The following is a 20343-nucleotide window of genomic DNA, read 5'->3' on the forward strand; positions in this document are numbered from 1 at the left end:
GCCCCGCTGGCGCCGGCAACGCAGCCCACGGGGATTCTTGGACAGGCTCCTAGCCACTGGTTGGCTAACATGAAAGCACCGGGCGCCAACTCGAAGTTGCGCGCCCGGTGCGGGGTTCTGGTCGCGACGGCTCACTCGGGGGGCTGCGTCACCACTGCTCGCGCTCGTAGATGCCCATGGTCACAAGGTCGCAGCTCCGCGGCAGCGACAGGCCGTGTGCCGGGCGATCAGGGGTGGCGTCGTTCCGGCGCCGGCACTTCTTGCAGATGCGATGGCAGCGGTCGGTCCACATCCTCTTGCCGCAGCCCAGACAGGTCAGCCACTTCTTCACGGAATCCTGAGTCAGCATCACGCTCATTCGCGTTGCCCCCACTTTGCTGCGCTTGCGAAGGATTCTTACCAAAGGTCATCTCCCGCAAGAGCAATTTCCATGCCAGATCGCATCGCAGACTGTCCTGCACAGGGCGAATCTGGTGTAACTCGTTTGTTAGTAATGACTTCCAATCGAGAGGCCATGCGGCGTGGCCAGCGCGGCGGGGCGTGGCTCGTCGCGGCTTATGTTCCAGATGGTACACAACTGCCCCCATACTCCCACCGAATGGTCGGGAGGCCCCGCGAGGGCGCATTTGCGCTTGCAGCCGGAACACCCGCCGGTATAATCTAAGGGACAGCGACGAGTTAGGTGCCTTGCATCCCGCGGGGTCCATGCCTCGCGCCTTCCGCCGTCCCCGCGTAGCTTGGCTCCAGGAAGTTAGATGGCCGGCAAGGTCTGGGCAATCGCAAGCAATGCGTTCCGGGAGACCGTGCGTCAGCCGGTCTTCTGCGTGCTTCTGGGGATCGCGCTGGCCACGATCGCGCTCAGCCCCAGCTTCGCCATGTTCACGATCTTCGACGACGTGAAGCTCGTGAAGGACATGGGGCTCTCCACCATCCTCCTGGCCGGGCTGCTGCTGGCCGTGCTGTCGGCCTCCAATGTCGTCACCGAAGAGGTCCGCGGGAGGACGGCGCTGATGGTGGTGGCGCGCCCGGTGGGCCGCGGCGCCTTCGTGCTGGGCAAGTTCCTGGGCATCCTGGGCGCGCAGGCGGCGGCCGCCTACCTGCTGAGCCTGGTGCTCGTGCTCACGGTGCGGATCGGGGTGCCGGAGGCCGTATACACGAAGCTCGATACGCCGCTCATCTGGGGCGAGATGGCCGCGGTCCTTCTCACGCTCGGGGCCGCGACGGCGGCGAACTACTTCTTCGACCGCCCCTTTCCCTCGGCCGTGATCTTCGCGGCATTGGGCATCTTCAGCCTGCTGTTCTTCGGCTCGGCCTTCTTCGACAGGGAATTGAACCTGGTGCCTTACCTCGAGGCGATGGACATCGAGACCCTCAAGGCGTGCGTCACGCTCTTCCCGATGCTCGCGGTGCTCACGGCGGCCGCGGTGGCCTGCGCCACGCGTCTGACGCTGGTCGTCAGCATGTTCGTCTGTGTGGTGTTCTTCGCCGTGGGCACGCTGTCGGAGTACCTCTTCGAGCAGTTGGCAGCAGCCAGCCGCCTCGTGGCGGCTCTGCCCGCGGTCGTGCTCCCGAGCTTCCAGGTCTTCTGGATGGGCGATGCGCTGACGGCCGGGAGCCCCATCCCATGGGACTATATCGGCACGGCCATGGCCTACGGCGCGCTCTACTGCACGGCCCTGGTGTTTCTGGGAATGTCGCTCTTCGAAGCCCGAGAGATCCAGTGACAGGAACGACGTGAATGGTTGAGCAGACCGAGAGACAACTGCCCTTGCGGCGAGCCGAGACGGCGGCACTCGTGACCGTGGTCGTGCACGCCGCGGCCGGCGCTCTCGCGCTGGCGCTGGGCCGCCTGAGCGGGTCGTTTGCGGCCGAGGTCGAGGGCTGGCACCTGCTGGTCGGCGTGCTGGTGTGGCTGGGCGTGTTCACCCACCAGCGCCTGCGGCGCGGCGCCGCCGAGGAGGCCCTGGCCGCCGCCTCGATGGCCAAGGGCCGCCCGGGCGAGGCGGGCCCCTCGCTCTTCGAGGCCGAGGGGGCCGACCTCCTCACCGCACGGAACCGCCTGGCGCAGTTCGAGAAGTACTTCCTCCCGATCTTCTCGCTCATCGTGATCCTGGTGCTCGGAGCGGTGTCGTACGGCGCGCTCCGCCACCTCGCCGCCGCCGAGGGCGCCGCTGCGCCCACCGAGCCCCTGCGCAACTTCTGGGCGTTCGCCGGCATCGCCTTCATCACCTTCCTGCTCGCGCGCTATGCGGCGGGCCTCGCTACCCAGGTGCCTTGGCGGCCCCTGCGCGCCGGGGCCAACTTCACCATGTCGTCGGCCCTGGGCAGCTTCCTGGTGGCCGTGGCCTTCGTGTTCTGCTTCTTCGAGCTGCCGGTCGTCGAGCGCGGCGTGGCCTGGGCCATCCCGATCGCCCTGGCCGTGCTCGCCTTCGAGATGCTGATCCTTCTCGTCATGGGCTTGTACCGCCCCCGCGAGGCCCGCGAGGATGTGCGGCCCGCCCACGACAGCCGGCTCCTGGGCATGCTCACCACCTCCAGGGGCATCTTCCGCACCACCGCCGAGACGCTCGACTACCAGTTCGGCTTCAAGGTCTCGGAGACCTGGTTCTACCGGTTCATGGAGGGCGCGATCGGCCCGCTCATCCTGTTCCAGGCGGTCACGCTCGAGCTCCTGACCTGCTTCGTCATCGTGGACACGGGCGAGCAGGCGATTGTCGAGCGCTTCGGGGTCCCGCGCGCCGACCGGGTGGCCCTGGGTCCCGGCCTCCACGTCAAGTGGCCGTGGCCCATCGAGATCGCCTATCGCTACCCGACGGCCCGCGTCGAGACCCTGACCATCGGCGAGCAACTCCAGGAGGACGTGCCGGGCTTCGAGTGGACGAAGACGCACGCGAAGCAGCCGTTCAACCTGCTGGTAGCCACGCACCCCGAGACCGCCCTCAAGGGCGGGCCGACGGCCCCCGCCCCCGCGCCCGCGGCTCCGCCGAGGCCGGCCGAGCCGCGCGCCCGCGGCGCTCGCCCTGTGCCCGCCGTCAACCTGATCACGGGCACCGTCTACGTCTTCTACTATGTGGATGACTACTACGACTTCCTGTACAACCACGACCAACCCAAACGTACGCTGGAGGCCCTCTGCTATCGCGAGCTGGCCGCCTACTCGGCTAGCGCCGATTTCCTGGACTTCCTGGGCTACAAGCGCGGCGAGGCGGTGCGCCACCTCAAGGCCGCCATCCAGGCCGCGGCGGCCGAACGCAAGCTCGGAGTGAAGATCGTGGACGTGGCGCTCCAGGGCCTTCACCCCCCCATCGAGGTCGCAGGCGCCTTCGAGGAGGTCGTGGGCGCGCTCGAGGAGCGCGAGGCCAAGATCTGGAACGCCCGGGGCCATGCAAACAGCGTGGTGCCGCGCGCGGCTCGCGATGCCGCACGGCTGCTGGCCGACGCGCGCATCTACGCGGCAGACCGCCAGTACGTGGCACCCGCCGCCGAGAAGGAGTTCCTGATGCAACTCGAGGCCTCCCGGGTGGCGCCCAGCGTGTTCCGCCACAGGAAGCTGCTCAGCGCCCTCGAGGCCACGCTCGTCGAGGCCCGCAAGATCGTCAAGCCCGCATGGGTCAGCGTCAAAGAGGTCATCAACCTGAACCTCGAAGAGAAGACCGTGCCCGGAGCCGGCATGTCGCTGGACGTGGGCGCAACTGAAGGGGCAAGGCCGTGAAGACACGGGGCAAGATCACGATCCTGGTGGCCCTCCTGCTGGTGGCCACGCTGCTCATCTTCCTCATCTCGTTCCAGGTGCGCGTCAACGAGACCGCCATCGTCTACACCTTCCGCAGAGCCACGCGCACCCTCACCGAGCCCGGCCTCTACTGGAAACTCCCCTACCCCATCCAGACCGTCACCACCTACGACAAGCGCACCAGCATCTACGAGGGCAAGTTCCAGGAGTACCTCACCAAGGACCAGCACAACCTGATCGTCAACATCGCGGTCGGCTGGGCCATCGCCGACCCGCGCATGTTCGAGGACAAGGTGGGCAGCCGCGCCAAGGCCGAGGAGAAGCTCGGCGCGCTCGTGGGCGGCGCCGCCAACTCGATCATCAACAGCCACGACCTGGCCGACTTCGTTTCCACCGACCCCGACCACCAGTACGGCGCCGTCGAGGCCGCCATTCACCACGCCGTGCAGGACGAGGCCCTGGCCCAGTACGGCCTGAGCGTGCCGTTCCTCTGGATCACCCAGCTCGGCCTGCCGGAGGACGTCACGCGCCAGGTCTTCGAGCGGAACAAGGAGGAGCGCGGCAGCAAGGCCAAGGCCCTGCGTGCCGAGGGCGACAGCAAGGCCGAAACCATCCGCGCCGACGCCGACCGTCAGGCCAAGGAGATCCTCAGCAAAGCCGAGGCCGAGGCGCGCATCATCCGCGGCGAGGGCGACCGGATCGCGGCAAAGCACTACGAGGTCTTCAAGCAGGACCCCGAGCTGGCCAACTTCCTCAGCAGCCTCGAGGCCATCCGCAACCTCCGCAAGCGCACGACCTACATCCTCACCACCGACACACCGCCGTACAACCTCCTGAGCCCCGAGGTCAAGATCCCCGGCGCCACGCCGCCCGCCAAAGGCCTTGACGCGCCGCCCAAGGGCACTGAGAAGTAGGAGCCTGCCGTGGCCCATCACAACCACGACCACCCCCACGACCGGCAGACGGCGACCGAACGCGCGGCCCTCAGCGGCGACGTGGCCAGCCAGGCCCTCAACGAGGCCCTGCGCGTCAGCTTCCGGCTCCTCACGCTGGCCATGCTCCTCGTCGCCCTGCTGTTCCTCGGCTCCGGCATCTTCACCGTCAAGCAGCACGAGCGCGCCTTCATCCTGCGCTTCGGCAAGCCGGTGCTCCACCGCGACGCGGCCACGGGCATCGAAACGCCGGTGCTCGGCCCCGGCCTCCACTTCGCCTGGCCCTTCCTCGTGGATGAGGTCGTGCGGTTCCCCGTCCAGCGCGAGCTCGACCTCGCGGTCGGCAGCTTCTGGTATCTCGAAGCGCCGCAGCCCGGCAAGCCCGTGCCCGAGAGCATCGCCCCCGGCCAGGGCGGCTACAACCTCACCGGCGACGTGAACATCCTCCACTCCCGCTGGATCGTCACCTACACGGTGTCGGACCCCGTGAAATTCTGCGCCAACCTCGCCGACCCCGCCGAGCTGGCGTCGAACAGCCCCGGCAGCCGCGTGCGCAGCCTCCTCACCCATCTCACCGAGAGCGCCGTCATCCACACCATGGCCCGGTACCAGGTGGACGACGCCTACCGCGGCCGCCGCTCGCAGCTCCAGGCCGACGTGCGAAAGGCCCTGATGGCCCAGCTCAAGCCGCCCCACCCCGACTACGGCATCGAGATCAACAACGTCATCCTCGAGGTCGTCACCCCGCCCGTGCAGACCAAGAGGGCCTTCGACGACGTCACCATGGCGGGCGAGGAGAGCCGCAAGGCCGTCGAGGCGGCCAAGGGCTACTTCGACAAGACCATCACCGAAGCCGTGGGCAACGCGGACCGCCGCAGGAGCGAGGCCCTGGCCTACAAGACCCAGGTCGTGGCCGAAGCCGAGGCCGATGCCAGCTACATGAGCGACCTGCTGAAGCAGTACCCCAACGACCGCGGCATGCTCAGCCACTTCCTCTCCCAGCGCCTCATCGAGGTCACCCGCGAGGTGCTGGAGCGGGCCGAGGAGGTCTACGTCGTCCACACCAACGGCGAGGTGCGCCTCTGGCTCAGCCGCGAGCCCGAGGCGGTCCGCCAGATCATCAAGTGGCGTTCCGAAGAAGCGAAAGACCAGGACGAGAAACCACACTGATGGCCACACACGCGCACGCGCACGAGCACGGCGATTCGGTCTTCGACCACCGCCATGACTACTTCGACATCGGCCACCCCGACTCCGAAGGGGCCGAGCAACGGCAGTCCAAGGTCGCCTTCCGCCTCTTCGGCACCCTGCTCGGCGGCGCCCTGGTCGCCAACGCCTACCTGTGCGACTGGCTCCTGCCCGAGTCCCAGGGCGTCGGCGACCTCAGCGCCGTGATTGGCGCCCTTCTGCTCGCCGCCCCGCTCCTGTGGCATGCGGTGCATGACCTCACGCGCGGCGAGTTGCGCATGGACGAGTTGGCCGCCCTCGGCATCCTGGCCGCCATCAGCCTGGGCCAGTACCGCACAGCCGGGGTCGTGGCGTTCCTCCTCCTGATGTCCATGCTGATCCAGCAGCGCAGCGCCCTCGGCGCGCGCGCCGCCATCGAACACCTGCTGCGCCTCACCCCCGCCACGGCCCAGCTCCTCGACGAGTCCGGCAGCGAACGCACCGTGGAGGCCAGCGCGTTGCGCGCGGGCCAGCGCATCCGCGTGCGGCCCGGCGACAACATCGCGGCCGACGGCATCATTCGCTCGGGCCTCACCACCATCAACGAGGCCACCATCACCGGCGAGGCCCTTCCCGCTGACAAGCAGCCCGGCGACCAGGTCTTCGCCGGCACCAGCAACCTCACCGGCGTCATCGAGGTCGAAGTCACGCGCACAGGGGCCGACACCACCCTCGGCCACGTGCGCAAGCTCATCGCCGACGCCGAGCGCACCCGCATCCCGCTCATGCGCATCATTGACCAGCACAGCCAGTGGTACACGCCCACGATGCTCATGATCGTGGCCCTCATCTACTTCTTCACGCGCGACCCGAACCGCGCCATCTCGGCCCTGGTGCTCGTGTGCCCCTGCGCCTTCATCCTGGCCACGCCCACCGCCATGGTCGCCGGCCTTTCCGCCGCCGCGCGCCTCGGCATCCTCATCAAGAACGTGCAGGACCTCGAGACGGCCGGCCGCGTGAATGCGGTGGTCTTCGACAAGACGGGCACGCTGACCACAGGCGACCTCGTCGTCACCCGCCTCCAGCCGGCGCCCGGCGTCGAGCCGGAGGAACTCCTCCTCCTCGCCGCCAGCGTCGAGCACAACTCCAATCACCCCGTCGCCAGGGCCGTGGTGGCCGTGGCGCGCGAGGCGAAGCTCGCGCTGGCCGAGGCCACCGCCTTCGAGGAAGTGCCCGGTCGCGGCGTCCGCGGCAACGTTCGCGGCGCCTCGATCCTCGTCGGGCGCCAGACCTGGCTCGCAGAGCAGGGCGTGGACATGTCGCCCCTTGCCTCGCCGGACCTGCGCCCCCCCGATAACCTCAGCGTGCTCTTCGTCGCTCGCGCGGGACGCGCGATCGGCTGGGTCGGCCTCGAGGACACGCCGCGGCCCGAAGCCGTCCAGGCCTTCCACGACCTCCGACGCCAGGGCATCGCGCGTCTCCTGATCCTCACCGGCGACAAGCCGGCGGTCGCCAGCAAGGTCGCCGCCGAGCTCGGATGCACCGACTTCCAGGCCGAGTGCCTGCCCCAGGCCAAGCTCCAGACCGTGCGCCAGCTCCGCGAGAGCGGCTACTTCGTGGCCGTGGTGGGCGACGGCGTGAACGATGCCCCGGCCCTCGCCGCCGGCGACGTGAGCGTGGCCATGGGCGCCGCCGGCAGCGATGTGGCGATCAGTTCGGCCAACATCGCCCTCATGAGCAACGACCTGCGCCGCCTGCCCTTCCTCATCCGCCTGTCGGCCAAGACCCGCACCCTCGTGCTCCAGAACCTGGTCTTCGGCCTCGTCTTCATGATCGGCGGCCTGGCCTTCGCAGGCTACGGCTGGATGACCCCCATCCTCGCCGCCCTGCTGCACAACGTCAGCTCGTTCATCGTCATCTTCAACAGCGCCCGCCTCGTACGGATGGGCGAGGAGTTCACGCCACACACCGCCAACTCGTGAGCCCCAAGGTGCCCGCGGCGGCCAGGGGACGGAGCGCCCTCCGGCGTCTCCCGGCATCCTCTGGCGGTGAGGCGTGGATCACGCAGACACAGGGTTTCTGGAACAACCCCCTATGCCCTCCAGCGCGAGTGACAACGTCGTCCAGACCGCCAAGCTGACCAAAGTCTTCCGCGACTTCTGGCGCCGGCCCAAGGTGCGCGCCGTGGACCAGCTCGACTTCGAGGTCCGCCGCGGCGAGGTCTTCGGCCTCCTGGGCCCCAACGGCTCGGGCAAGAGCACCACGATCAAAATCCTGCTCGGGCTGCTCTTCCCCACCAGCGGCAGCGTGCGCATCCTGGGCCGGCCGCCCCGCGACGTGCGCGTGAAGGCCCGCCTCGGCTTCCTGCCCGAGGAATCGTACCTCTACCCGTACCTCAACGCGCCGGAGACGCTCGATTTCTTCGGGCGCCTGAGCGGTCTGTCGCGCCACGAACGGCGGCGGCGCGTGGGGGCACTCATCGAGATGGTCGGCCTCTCGACCGCCCGCAACCGCCCCCTGCGCGAGTACTCGAAGGGCATGGCCCGCCGCATCGGCCTCGCCCAGGCCCTGATCAACGACCCCGAGCTTCTGCTGCTCGACGAGCCTACCACCGGCCTCGACCCGATCGGCGCCCGCGAAGTCAAGGACCTCATCCTCGAGCTCAAGAGCCGCGGCAAGACCATTCTGCTGTGCAGCCATCTGCTCGCGCACGCCGAAGACGTGTGCGACCGCGTCGGCATCCTCTATGGCGGCCGGCTCTGCGTGGTGGGCCCCGTCGGCGACCTGCTTGCCCAGCAGCAGCTCACCCAGATCACCCTGCCGTCGCTGCCGCCGGCGGCATTCGACCGCGTGCGCGCGGTGCTCGACGAGGTGGCCGAGCCCGGCACCGTGACCGTGGGCCACCCGGTGGACCGCCTCGAGACCTACTTCCTGCGCGTCATCGAGGAGGCCCGCCAGGTGCGGCCCGAGACGGGCGGCGCCGGGGCCGGCCGCTTCGAGCCCAGCCTGTTCCGCAAGCTCGAGCCCGCATCCCCCGCCGAGGTCATCGAGCGGCTCACGCAGCCGGCGCCCGAGCCATCCCCCGCGCCCCCCGAGCCCGAGCCGGTACCCGCTGAGCCTGCGACCGCTGCCCCCAGCCGGGTCCTCGAGCGCCTCGTCGAGCCGCACGAGGCCCCCGCCCCCAGGCGGCCGGAGGCGCCGGAAGCCGTGGAGCCGCCAGCCGAGGCTGGTGCGCCGGAGCGGCGGTCGGTCATTGACCGCCTTGTGAAGAAACCCTCCCCAGGCCAGGAAGACCAGAAGCCGCCATCGCAATGAAGGCCGGAGCCCGCCACACAGTCGCCGCGCTGACATTCGTGGGGAGCCTGCTCGCCTACGTCGTCGCCACGGCCATCGCGCTCATCCTCGACCTGCCCACCATCGCGCGCATCGTGGGCATGGGCGCTACGGTGCTCGCCCTCGCCTCCGGCCTGTCGCTGCTCGCCGACCGCCACGTCTGGACCATCGCCCGCAACACGCTGGCGCAGGCCCTGCGCGTGAAGGTCGCCTTCGTGCTCCTGGCCACTTACCTCGTCCTCGTGCCCGCGCTGCCCTTCCTGATCAAGGGCGACGGCACGCTGCGCGGCCTGCTCCACGTGGTCATCGCCTACTCGCTGATCGCGGCGGGCGTGTTGCTCGGCGTCCTCACCCTCACGCTGGCCACCACCACGTTATGGACGGAGATCCGCGACAAACAGGTTTTCCTCCTCGAGGCCAAGCCGTTCCGCCGCTGGCAACTGCTGCTGGGCAAGTTCCTGGGCATCCTGCTCCTCAACGCCGTGCTCCTCGCCTTCATGGGCATCGTCACCTGGGCGAGCGTCCACCACCGCGTGGCGCAGGCCGAGCGGGCGGCCAGGGACATTCCGGCCTCGAGCGAGGTGGAGAGACGCCGCGCCGAGAAGCGCCTTCGCGACGCGAGGGAGCAGGTGCTCACGGCGCGCCGCTCGCTGCTGCCCGATCCGCCGCCCGAGAGCGACTTCGAGGACTTTGCGCGCGGGAACCTCGAGAGCCGCATGCGCCAGCTTCAGCGCAGCGACCGCATGCCCGAGGCCGCCAAGGCCGCGCCCGACGAGGCGATGCGCCGCGAGATCATCCGCCGCGAGGCCATGCGGCAGCTCGCCGAGGAGTTCCACAAGCTCGTCAACGCGGTGCCGCCCCTCTACGGCCGCCGGTGGCAATTCTCCGGGATTACGCTCCCGCGCTCCCGCGACCTCGGCCTCACCGTACGCTTCAAGTTCTTCAGTTCCGACCGCAAGTCGGAGGACCCCGACCACGTCCGCTGGGAGTTCGGCGTACTGAATCGCACGAAAGCCTATCGCTACGACGATGCGTTCATGCCCGATGAGATCCACGAGATCCAGGTCCCGGCGGATGCCGTGGACCGCGACGGCGTGCTCGAGGTGCGCTTCTACAACGTCGAGCCGCGCCGGCCCACTCTCGTCTTTTCGGAGGCCGACTCGATTCAGGCCCTGGTCCCCGTGGGCGGCTTCACGGGCAACCTGGTTCGCGGCCTGGCGATCATCCTCGTCGAGGTGCTCTTCATCGCCGTTCTCGGGCTGTTCTGCTCCACCTTCCTCAGCTTTCCTGTGTCCCCCATCGTCGCTCTCGCCATCCTGCTGCTGACGTTTCTCTCGGGCTCGCTGAACGCCGAGTTCGACAAGGGCTTCACCTTCGACCAGAACCAGACCTCGCCCGCGTCCCAGCTCGCCGAGAGGGCCACGCGGGCGCTCACCAAGGTGCTGCATACGGTGCTGCCGCCATTCCACAAGTACTCTCCCTCGGAACTGGTGAGCTCGGGCGAGGAGGTCTCGCTGGGCCTTGTGCTCGACGCCACGTGGAGCATCGCGCTCCTCTACGGCGGCGTCCTGATGCTGCTGGGAACCTTCATATTCGAGCGCCGCGAGATCGCGTTGGCGAGCCCATGAGACCCACGAGCGCCACGACCCTTCGCCGGTGGATGTTTGCGGGGGCGGCCCTGGCCTTCGCCATCGTCGCCAGCCAGGTGCAGTTGCATCTCCAGCGCCGGATGGAGCAGGCGGAGCTCCGCGGCTACGCGGGCGCCGCCAAGGTGCCGCCCGCCATCGAGTTCGCCACCAAGACGCTCGGGTGCTTCCGCGCCCTGGCCATCATCGGCCTCTGGGTGCGCTCGTCGGACCTTCAGGAGGCGGGCAAGTTCTTCGAACTCAACGACCTCTTCCGCATGATCAGCCAGCTCGAGCCGCGATTCCCGGGCGTCTGGGCCTACTGGGCATGGAACGTGGCCTACAACTGCTCGGTCAAATTCCCAGCCAGCCAGCCCGAGGAGCGTTGGCGCTGGATCAAGTTCGGCATCGAGATTCTCCGCGACGAAGGCATCCCCATCAACCCCAAGGCCCCCACCCTCTACCGCGAACTGGCCTGGATCTACAATCACAAGATCGGCGGCGACACCGACGATGCCCACATCTACTATAAGGTGCAGCTCGCCCTCGAAACCGAGCAGGCTCTCGGCAAGCCCCCGTATCTCGACCGCCTCAAGGCCATGGCGGCCGCCCCGCCGACCGAGCGCGAGCTGCTCAACGACCCCGCTGTGCGCGTCCTCGTGGACGCGCTGCGGGCCGCGGGCGTGAACCCGTTCAGCAAGCCGCTGGAGATCGCCAACAGGGCCGCCGAGCTGCCCGCGCCCGTCCTGGCCCTGCTCAACGACCCGGCTAACGCCGACGCCGCAGGCCGTCTCGAAGCCTACCTACGCGCCGCCAACCTCCGCGACCGCCTCAAGCTCGACACGGGGCGGATGATTCGCCTGATGGACTTCGGGCCGATCGACTGGCGCCTGCCCGACGCCCACTCGCTCTACTGGGCGGGCCGCAGTGTGGAGATCTTCGGCACCGACGCGTTCGCCGCCGCCAACTCCGACCGCATGCTCTTCCACTCGCTCAGCGAACTCTACCGCCGCGGCCGGCTGCGCTTCGAGGCCGGCAACGACGAAGAGCCCGACACCTGGGTCGCCGCGCCCAACTTCGGCTTCATCGAGTCGATCATCCGCCTTCACCAGGAGATCGTCGCCCGCCATGCCAAGAGCGACTGGGCCGAGCCCACGCGCGAGGGCTACCTCAACTTCCTCCGCGATGTCGTCGTCAACCTCTATGTCCACAACGACGTCAAGAACGCGGCGCGGTACTTCAAGATGCTCCTCGACCTCGGCGGCGAGACCCCGGTCCCGCTTCAGGAGTTCGTCTACAGCCGCTACACGAAGCTGCTGGAGGCCATGACCACCGAGCAGGCGCTCAACCTCATCCGCGGCTTCCTCTTCCGCTCGCTGATGTGGGCGTCCCTCGGCGACAACGACCAGGCCGCGGGCGAGGACAATCTGGCCCGGTACGTCTACAACAAGTACCGCGAAGAGCGGGTCAGCCCGCGCATCCGGGCGCAAATCCCGCCGCTGCGCACCCTCTGGCTCGACGCCTTGCGCGAGGCCCTGCGGTCCTTCCGCAGGTTCCAGGTGGACGAGCTCCGCCGCCTCTATCCCACGGACGTCAAGGCCATCGAGGACGAGTTCAAGAAGCTCGCCGAGGAAGAGGCGGCCAAGCGCGCCGCCCCCGAGGGCCCCCCCGCGCCCATCGCACCGAAGAAGTGAAACCGGGGGCGCACCCAACGGCCCCCTATCGGTCCGCCACGAGCCGAAGCGCGCCCAGGAGAAGGCTGCTGCCACCCGGGTCGGGGTTGGGCTGGAACTCGATCTTGCGCAGGCTCAGGGCCGGATCGTACGGCGCGCCGTTGCGAAGCAGCCTGGCGAAGGGGATGGCCAGCTCCTGCCACTCGGCGCCCACCGGGAAGACGCCGCTGTACGCCTCCCCGTCTGCGTGGTACGCTTTCACCTCGAGCCGGCACGGCTTCTCGCTGCGGATCTCGAGCGCGAGACCCGAATGCCCCGCGCAGCCCAGTCCTCCAAAGTAGACCCCCACGCCGACCCAGGCGATCGCGCCTTTGTGCTTGTAAGTGATCATGCGCGCCTTGCGACCGCCGCCTTCGACCGTCTCGCTGGCGAACTCCGAGCCCTCGTTCGAGTAGTGGTAAGACTCCCCCTTCGCGGCGAAGTCGTGGACGATCCCCCCGCGCGACCCCGCCGGGACACGGTTGGCCCCCTCGCGGGCCGCCCGCTCGGCTTCGGCTGCGGCGGCCAGCCAGGGCTTCGGCCCGGTCGGGTCGCCCCCCACGCCGTAGCGCTCCAGCACGGCCATCTGCGGCCGGTCGCGTCCGTCGCGTGGTTCGACGGACTGTGCGTACCTGCCCCACCACGGCCCGGCGGCCCAATAGGTGCCGCCGATGCCGTGCTCCCGCATCGCGGCGAGGAAGTTGTCGAGGACGACGAGCCAGCGGGGGTCGTCGTCGGGCACGCCGAACTCGCCGATGAAGCCGCGGGCGTGGCGCGCCTTGAGCCAATCGGCAAAGGGCTTCAGCCGCTCGACGCCGACCGTGGGCGTCGCGCCGCTCGCGTCATAGCTCTCCTTGTACGTGCCCGAGCTGTCGCGGTCGAAGTACTGGTGCGCCTCGTAGACCAGGTTGCCCTCGGGGTCGCGGATGGCCAGGTCTTTGTTGACCGCCTGCCACGAATGGGCGCCGCCCCAGCCGTCGCCGCAGACGAGGATCGTGTGCGTCCTGTCCACCGAGCGAATCGCATCCGCCCCTGCCTGGGCGGCCGCGGGCCACAGGCCGCCCGTATCGTGCGGCTCGTTCATCAGGCCGTAGCCGAAGATTGCCGCCTCGTCTCTGTAGCGGGTGGCGAGCTTCCGCCACAGGTCGGCGAATGCCTCGTTGGGGAGCTCCGTCGTGCCGATGAGCTTGCCGCGGTAGCGGGCGTAGTTATGCACGTCGAGCAGCAACTTGATGCCGTGCTTGCGGGCGTGCGCCACGACCCCGTCGAGCCGCGCCATCTCGGCCTCGTCCAGCGGCGCCAGCGGCTCGCGCTGAATCCGCTCCCACTTGAATGGCAGGCGCACCACAAGCAGCCCTTTGCCCTTGAGGTAGGCGAAGTGCCTCTCGCCCGGATACGTGTAGTCGCGATCCACCACGCCCGGCACCTTGCCGAACTCGGCGCCGGCCAGATTCACGCCAACCATTGCCGCCTCCGGCGGAACGCGCATCAGCCTCGCCTTCGGGGCAGAGGCCGTCGGTGTCGGCGTTTCCCTCGATGTACAGCCAACCGCACACAGAGCCACCACAGCCGGCAACCAGACGCGCGAAGTCATAGGCGACTGCTCTCCTCATGCCATGTCTTGATCATAGCGGCCCGGACCCTCCGCCGCAACCGCAGCCACTCTTGACAAAGCATCGGCCATGAGCTACAAGGGCACGCGACGCAACGGGGTTCCCGGGCCATCTAAACGAAGGAGAAGATTCCTTGGCTATCAAGGTCGCCTTCATCGGCGCAGGCAGCATCGGCTTCACGCGGGGCCTGTTCCGCGACATCCTGAGCGTCCCAGAGCTTCAGGACACGCAGTTCGCCTTCCACGACATCAACCAGCGCAATCTCGACATGGTCGTGGCCCTGTGCGAGAAGGAGTTGAAGGCGGCCAGGCTGCCCGCCACGATCACGGCCACGCTCGACCGCCGCCGCGCGGTGGCCGATGCCGACTACGTGCTCAACGTCGTCCGCGTGGGCGGCCTCGACGCCTTCAAGCTCGATATTGACATCCCGCTCAAGTACGGCGTGGACCAGTGCGTGGGCGACACCCTGGCCCCCGGCGGCATCATGTACGGCCAGCGCAACATCCCGTGCATTCTGGACTTCTGCCGCGACATGCGCGAGGTGGCCAAGCCCGACGTTCTGTTCCTCAACTACGCCAACCCCAACGCAATGAACACCTGGGCCGCCATCGAGTATGGCAAGGTGAACACCGTGGGCCTCTGCCACGGCGTCATCGGCGGCCACCACCAGATCGCCCAGGTGCTCGGGGCCAAGAGCGCCAAGGAAGTGGACATCATCTGCGCCGGCATCAACCACCAGACCTGGTACATTCAGATCATCTACCAGGGGCGCAAGATCACGAGCGAGGAACTGCTTAGGGCGTTCGAGAAACACCCCGTCTACTCGAAGACCGAGAAGGTGCGCATTGACGTCCTCCGCCGCTTCGGGTACTACTCCACCGAATCCAACGGCCACCTCTCCGAATACGTGCCGTGGTACCGCAAGCGCCCCGCCGAGATCAAGCGCTGGATTGACCTGTCGAGCTGGATCAACGGCGAGACGGGCGGCTACCTGCGCGTGTGCACCGAGGGGCGCAACTGGTTCAAGACCGAGTTCCCCAACTGGCTCAAGGCCGACCCCAAGCCCATCTCGCCCGAGACCCGCGGCCACGAGCACGGCTCCTACATCATCGAAGGGCTGGAGACAGGCCGCCTCTACCGCGGCCACTTCAACGTCCGCAACAACGGCACCATCTCGAACCTGCCCGACGACTGCATCGTCGAGGTACCCGGCTACGTGGACCGCAACGGCATCAACATCCCGCGCGTGGGCGACCTGCCGCTCGCGTGCGCCGCCACGCTCATGGCCAGCATCAACGTCCAGCGCATGGCCGTCAAGGCCGCCGTCGAGGGGAACGTGACGCTGCTCAAACAGGCCATGCTCCACGACCCGCTGACCGCGGCGTGCCTGAACCCGCCCGAGATCTGGCAGATGACCGATGAGATGCTCGTCGCACAGGCCCAATGGCTGCCGCAGTACAAAGGCGAGATCGCGAAGGCCAGGAAGCGCCTCGCCCGCGAGAAGCCCCTCGGCACCCGAAAGTGGAAAGGCGCCGCCCGCCTCCACACCAAGTCCGTCGCGGAGATGAAGGCCGAGCGACGCAAGAGAGCACGGAGCAAGTAGCGAGCGAGCATGCCGCGTGCGCTCCGACTGCTCCCTCAGCAGCTTGCCTGGCACCGGACCCGAATCACCAGGCCTCGTGGCCTTCAACGCTGGACCCTGTGCGGGCTGCCAGGCGCCGGGACGCCCCGGTCGCCCGATGGAGGCGCATCGTGAGCCATCCGGGTCGGTATCTCGCCACACTTGCGTTTGTCGGATTCGCCACTGTGTCAGTTCCAGGTGCCGCCGGGTCGCTAGGCCTTGCGCAGAACCCGATTCTCTGGACAGATCTCCCTGACCTCGCGATCATGCGCGTCGGCGCCAACTACTACATGAGCAGCACCACGATGCACATGAGTCCCGGCCTGCCGATCATGAAATCAAGTGACCTGGTGAACTGGGAACTGGTTGGCTATGCCTACGACACGCTCGCAGACAACGACGCCCTGACCCTCACGAACGGCAGAAACGCCTACGGCGCCGGGTCCTGGGCCAGCAGTCTCCGCTACCACGGCGGGGTCTTCTATGCAACCACCTTCTCGAGTACGACCGGCAGGACTCATGTCTACACGACGAAGGACATCGAGAAGGGCCCGTGGAAGGAGACGTCGTTCCCCCCCTCGCTGCACGATCACTCGCTGTTCTTCGATGACGACGGCCGCGTATACATGGTGCACGGCAGTGGTGACATTCGTCTCACCGAGCTCTGTGCCGATGCTTCGGGGGTCAAGCCCGGCGGCCTCAGCCAGGTGATCATCAGGAACGCCAGTCGCGTGGCCGGCGAAAGGGTTGGCCTGCCCGCCGAGGGCTCCCAACTCCACAAGATCGGCGGCAAGTACTACCTGATGAACATCACTTGGCCTCGCAACGACGTCCGCACGCAGATCATCCACCGGGCCGACCGGATCACGGGTCCGTACGAGGGCAGGGTGATTCTCAGAGACCGCGGCATCGCGCAGGGGGGACTTGTTGATACAGCGGACGGCCGGTGGTATGCGCTGTTGTTCGAGGACCACGGCGCCGTCGGCCGCATCCCCCATCTTGTTCCGGTGAGGTGGGAGGACGGCTGGCCTGTCTTAGGCGTGGATGGCAAAGTGCCAGCGACCCTCGACATCCCTGCCGGCAAGGGGGGCCTCGCCAACATCGTGGCCTCCGACGAATTCGACCGCCGCCCCGGCGACCGCGCGCTCCCGCTGGCCTGGCAATGGAACCACAACCCCGACAATCGGCACTGGTCGCTCACCCATCGCCCAGGCTGGCTGCGGCTGACCACAGGCAGAGTCGACCCCGACATCACCAGCGCCAGGAACACCCTCACGCAGAGGACCTTCGGTCCGCAGTGTTCGGGCACCGTGGCGCTGGATGTGAGCCGTATGAGGGACGGCGACCTCGCTGGCCTCAGCGTGTTCCAGCGGAAGTATGGATTCGTCGCCGTCAAGACGGTTGGCGCCGCCAGGTCCGTTGTCATGGTGAGCGCCGAAACGGGTGTTCCCCTGGAGGCGGAATCCGTTCCCTTGAGGCAGGAAGTCGTCTTCCTCAGAGCGGACTGCGATTACAGGAACCGCGCCGACAGAGCCTCCTTCTACTACAGCCTCGACGGCAGACGCTGGACTGCCATTGGGGGCCCGCTGAAGATGTCCTACACACTCCCACACTTCATGGGCTACCGCTTCGCGTTGTTCAATCTCGCAACCAAGGTGGCAGGCGGTTCCGTGGACTTCGACTACTTTCGCGTGAGCGATCGGATCACGGACGGGAACTGAGGGATTCAGATTCACTCCCCCGTCCCTCACCGCGGTGGAAGGAACATGCGAGGGATGCGCCTGCTCGCCGAGAGGTGAGCAAGTATGGCGCTTGGGCGATCCGGGCGGGTTTACGGCCTTTCCGCCCATACTTGCTCAATTCCCTCCCCCTCCAGGTTGAGCAAGTATGGCGCCCGGGCGATCCGGGACCTTCGGTGGCCGTCCCTGCCCATCTGCGCCACTCCCGCCCTCACCACTACTCCGGCCGCGAACCCGTCTGCATCCTTCCGTGTAGCGACAAGCGTCTCGCTTGCCGAAAACCATCGCAAGCGGGACGCTTGCGGCTACGCTTGAGGCCCTGGCCGACGTAGCCTGGTCCCGGCGGCCACTCCAGGATGGCTCGCTGCCGGAGTAGGATGTGATACGGGCAGGGAACGGGCAGGGCCTGAATGCCTCTATGGCGCGGCTGGCCGAGTCTGGGACCCGTACTCGGCGCGCCAGGCGGGCCACAGCGCTGCTCCTGCGAGGCTCCGCCCGACAGCGTACCGAGCAGACGGGAGGGTTGGGAGTGCAGCACCCCCTCCCCTCGTCAGCGCGCGGCCACGAGCCTCTTGACGGCAGCGACGACGGACGCGGGGTCAATGCCCTGCTCGGCATAGAGGTCATCGGGCGTGCCCGAGCTGGCGTAGCGGCGCACGCCGAGCATCTCGAGCTTGCATGCGATGCCGCTGAGGGCCAGGGTCTCGGCCACCGAGGCGCCGAGGCCAGTCCAGACGTTGTGGTCCTCGCAGGTCACGAGGACGCCCGTCCTCGCGGCGGCCTTGATGGCCTCCACATCGGGGTCCTTGGGGCAGCTCATGGCCAGGAGGCCCACGCTCAGGCCCGCGGCGTTGAGCTCGGCCACGGCCTTCTGGCAATAGCCCACCATCGTGCCCATCGCGATCACCACGGCGTCGGTGCCCTCCGCGATGACATCGGCCTTTCCTGGTTGGAAGGTGTAGTCGCCGGCGTAGAAGGGCCGGCCCTTCGCGTCGGTGACGATGGGGAGCTTGGAGCGGCCCATGGCGACGGCGAAGTTGCCCGGCTGCTGCGAGATGTAGCGCACCACGCGGTCGGTCTGGTTGCCGTCGGCGGGCACGATGATCTGGAAGCCGAACAGGTTGCGCATGGCGCCCACGTAGTCGAGGCACTGGTGGGTCTTGCCGTCCTCGCCCACGTCGAGGCCGCAGTGGGTGCACACGAGCTTGAGGTTGGTCTCGTTGATGTCGTTGAGCCGGTGCTGATTATAGGTTTCGTCGAAGCCGAAGACCCCGAAGTCGGAGAAGTAGGTGAGCACGCCGCTGACCGACAGGGCGCCGGCGATGGTGGCGGCGTTGTGCTCCTGCACGCCGACCTGGAGGAAGTTGTTGGGCAGGGCCTTCTGGAAGTCGCCCGTGCGCACGGAGGGCAGCAGATCGCAGTCCACGCAGGCCATCGGCACCTTCTGGCCGTTGAGCTTGGCGAGGTCGCCGAGGGCGTTGCCCCAGGCCGAGCGGTTGTCAATGGGCGCCGTGTAAGTGCGGGGCGTGCCGGGGTCTATGGGGGCGGGGGCGTGGGCGAGGTGAATGGTCGAGCGCATGCCCGGGCCGGCCTTGCGCATCGCGGCGTAGCGCTCCAGGTCGTTCTCGACGCCCAGCACCTTCAGGGCGTCCTCGAACATGTCCTTGGGCAGCGCGGCGCCGTGGTACTTCTCCTTGTGCTCGATGGCGGGCACGCCCTTGCCCATCACGGTCGTGCACAGGATGGCCACGGGGTTCGCCGTGTCGAGCACCGCCTCGCGCGTCGCCTGGTAGATGGCCTGGTAGTCGTGGCCGTCCACCTCGATCACCCGCCAGCCGTCGGCGAGGATCGTCGCCTTGATGTTCACGGGCATGATGTCCGAGGTCTTTCCGCTGATCTGGAGGCCGTTGAGGTCGAGCAGGACGGTGAGGTTGGACAGGTTGTACTTTCGGGCGAAGCGGCGGGCCTCGGCCACCTGGCCCTTGGCGTGCTCGCCGTCGCTCATCATGGCGAACACGTGGTAGTTGCGCCCCGTGAGGCGCGCGGCCATGGCCATGCCGGCCGCGGCCGACAGGCCCTGGCCCAGGTTGCCGCTCGACCATTCGCACCCGGGGATCGAGCGCTCGACGTGTCCCTCGAAGATGCTGCCGCTCTGGCGGAAGTGCGCCACGGCCTCGTCAATCGGGAAGAAGCCCAGGCGCCCCAGCGTCGCATACACGCCGGGCGACGTGTGGCCGTGGCTCACGACGATCCGGTCGCGGTCGGGGTCCAGCGGGTTCCTCGGGTCAACGTTGGCCAGCGACCACACGACCAGATAGAAGTCAATGGATGACATGGAGCCGCCCGGGTGGCCGCAGGCGGCCAGCTCCGTCATCTTCAGGATATCGCCGCGGCACAGGCGGCCGAGTTCCTTGAGGCGTGCGAGTTGTTCGGGGGTCAAAGCAGGCGCCGCGAATCTGTTTCCGGCCATGGACTCCTCCGTGGATGGTGCAGAGGCGTTCGCAACTCATCCCGACGAAGTCATCATTATAGGCATTTGGCCTGATGCTTCAACTCTCGGCCTCTGTGCGGACTCACGGCCAGGCTTGCTGCCCGCAGGCAACCTGAGTCAGCGGGATTTGCCGTTCTTGACGGTATGGCACCGCGCAGACACGGACGACGCCTGGGAGCCTGTCCAAGAATCCGCGTGAGGCTGCGACGCCGCCGACTCTGGCCGCACGCAAGGAGCGAGGAGGAGGCGATGCAACGGAGCGCATCGCGGACGATGAGCGACACAGCGGGCGGCCTGAAGTCGCGGCGTCCCTTCGGGTTGCGGCGTCAGCGGGCCGGCTGCCACGTTGCGGCTCCTCAGCGATGCATTCCAGGGCA

At 67.9% G+C, this 20343-nt stretch carries 13 protein-coding genes; 10 read left to right on the forward strand and 3 right to left on the reverse strand.

The features are described 5' to 3' along the window. Positions 1-148: 148 nt before the first annotated feature. Entirely contained in the window at positions 149-358 is a 210-nt protein-coding gene (locus PLE19_07945) for a hypothetical protein (protein HPD14865.1), read from the reverse strand. A 397-nt stretch (positions 359-755) separates the two neighbouring features. On the opposite strand from PLE19_07945, the gene PLE19_07950 reads away from it, so the two are divergent. The 8 genes from PLE19_07950 (at position 756) to PLE19_07985 (ending at position 12484) form a co-directional block, all read left to right on the forward strand. Then, positions 756-1724 (forward strand): hypothetical protein, encoded by a 969-nt coding sequence (locus tag PLE19_07950; GenBank protein HPD14866.1) that lies wholly within the window; start codon positions 756-758, stop codon positions 1722-1724. Positions 1725-1738: 14 nt separating this feature from the next. Next, positions 1739-3712, forward strand: a complete 1974-nt coding sequence (locus PLE19_07955) for an SPFH domain-containing protein (GenBank protein HPD14867.1) — start codon at positions 1739-1741, stop codon at positions 3710-3712. Beyond that, positions 3709-4647: a protease modulator HflC gene (locus PLE19_07960; GenBank protein ID HPD14868.1), complete on the forward strand. Its 939-nt coding sequence runs from the start codon at positions 3709-3711 to the stop codon at positions 4645-4647. The genes PLE19_07955 and PLE19_07960 overlap by 4 nt, the downstream gene beginning before the upstream one ends. 9 nt (positions 4648-4656) lie before the next feature. Then, on the forward strand, positions 4657-5835 hold the full coding sequence (locus tag PLE19_07965; protein ID HPD14869.1) for a protease modulator HflK: 1179 nt from the start codon (positions 4657-4659) through the stop codon (positions 5833-5835). Then, positions 5835-7814 carry a cation-translocating P-type ATPase gene (locus tag PLE19_07970; protein ID HPD14870.1) on the forward strand — a complete coding sequence of 660 codons (1980 nt, stop codon included), beginning with the start codon at positions 5835-5837 and terminating at the stop codon, positions 7812-7814. The genes PLE19_07965 and PLE19_07970 overlap by 1 nt, the downstream gene beginning before the upstream one ends. A gap of 112 nt (positions 7815-7926) precedes the next feature. Next, positions 7927-9147 carry an ABC transporter ATP-binding protein gene (locus PLE19_07975; protein ID HPD14871.1) on the forward strand — a complete coding sequence of 407 codons (1221 nt, stop codon included), beginning with the start codon at positions 7927-7929 and terminating at the stop codon, positions 9145-9147. Beyond that, positions 9144-10793: a hypothetical protein gene (locus PLE19_07980; protein HPD14872.1), complete on the forward strand. Its 1650-nt coding sequence runs from the start codon at positions 9144-9146 to the stop codon at positions 10791-10793. Before PLE19_07975 ends, PLE19_07980 begins: the two co-directional genes overlap by 4 nt. Further along, on the forward strand, positions 10790-12484 hold the full coding sequence (locus tag PLE19_07985; GenBank protein ID HPD14873.1) for a hypothetical protein: 1695 nt from the start codon (positions 10790-10792) through the stop codon (positions 12482-12484). Before PLE19_07980 ends, PLE19_07985 begins: the two co-directional genes overlap by 4 nt. 25 nt (positions 12485-12509) lie before the next feature. Here the strand turns inward: PLE19_07985 and PLE19_07990 are convergent, their stop codons facing one another. Beyond that, positions 12510-13967, reverse strand: a complete 1458-nt coding sequence (locus PLE19_07990) for a glycoside hydrolase family 5 protein (protein ID HPD14874.1) — start codon at positions 13965-13967, stop codon at positions 12510-12512. A gap of 281 nt (positions 13968-14248) precedes the next feature. Between PLE19_07990 and PLE19_07995 the strand changes: the two genes are divergently transcribed. Together PLE19_07995 and PLE19_08000 are read left to right on the forward strand one after the other, a co-directional pair. Continuing rightward, positions 14249-15718, forward strand: a complete 1470-nt coding sequence (locus tag PLE19_07995; GenBank protein ID HPD14875.1) for an alpha-glucosidase/alpha-galactosidase — start codon at positions 14249-14251, stop codon at positions 15716-15718. A 203-nt stretch (positions 15719-15921) separates the two neighbouring features. Next, positions 15922-17457 (forward strand): glycoside hydrolase 43 family protein, encoded by a 1536-nt coding sequence (locus PLE19_08000; protein HPD14876.1) that lies wholly within the window; start codon positions 15922-15924, stop codon positions 17455-17457. 568 nt (positions 17458-18025) lie between these two features. Here PLE19_08000 and PLE19_08005 read toward each other — a convergent pair. Next, positions 18026-19945, reverse strand: a complete 1920-nt coding sequence (locus tag PLE19_08005; protein ID HPD14877.1) for a transketolase — start codon at positions 19943-19945, stop codon at positions 18026-18028. Positions 19946-20343 lie beyond the last annotated feature (398 nt).

This window comes from Planctomycetota bacterium (genome assembly GCA_035384565.1).
Lineage (GTDB): Bacteria > Planctomycetota > PUPC01 > DSUN01 > DSUN01 > DAOOIT01.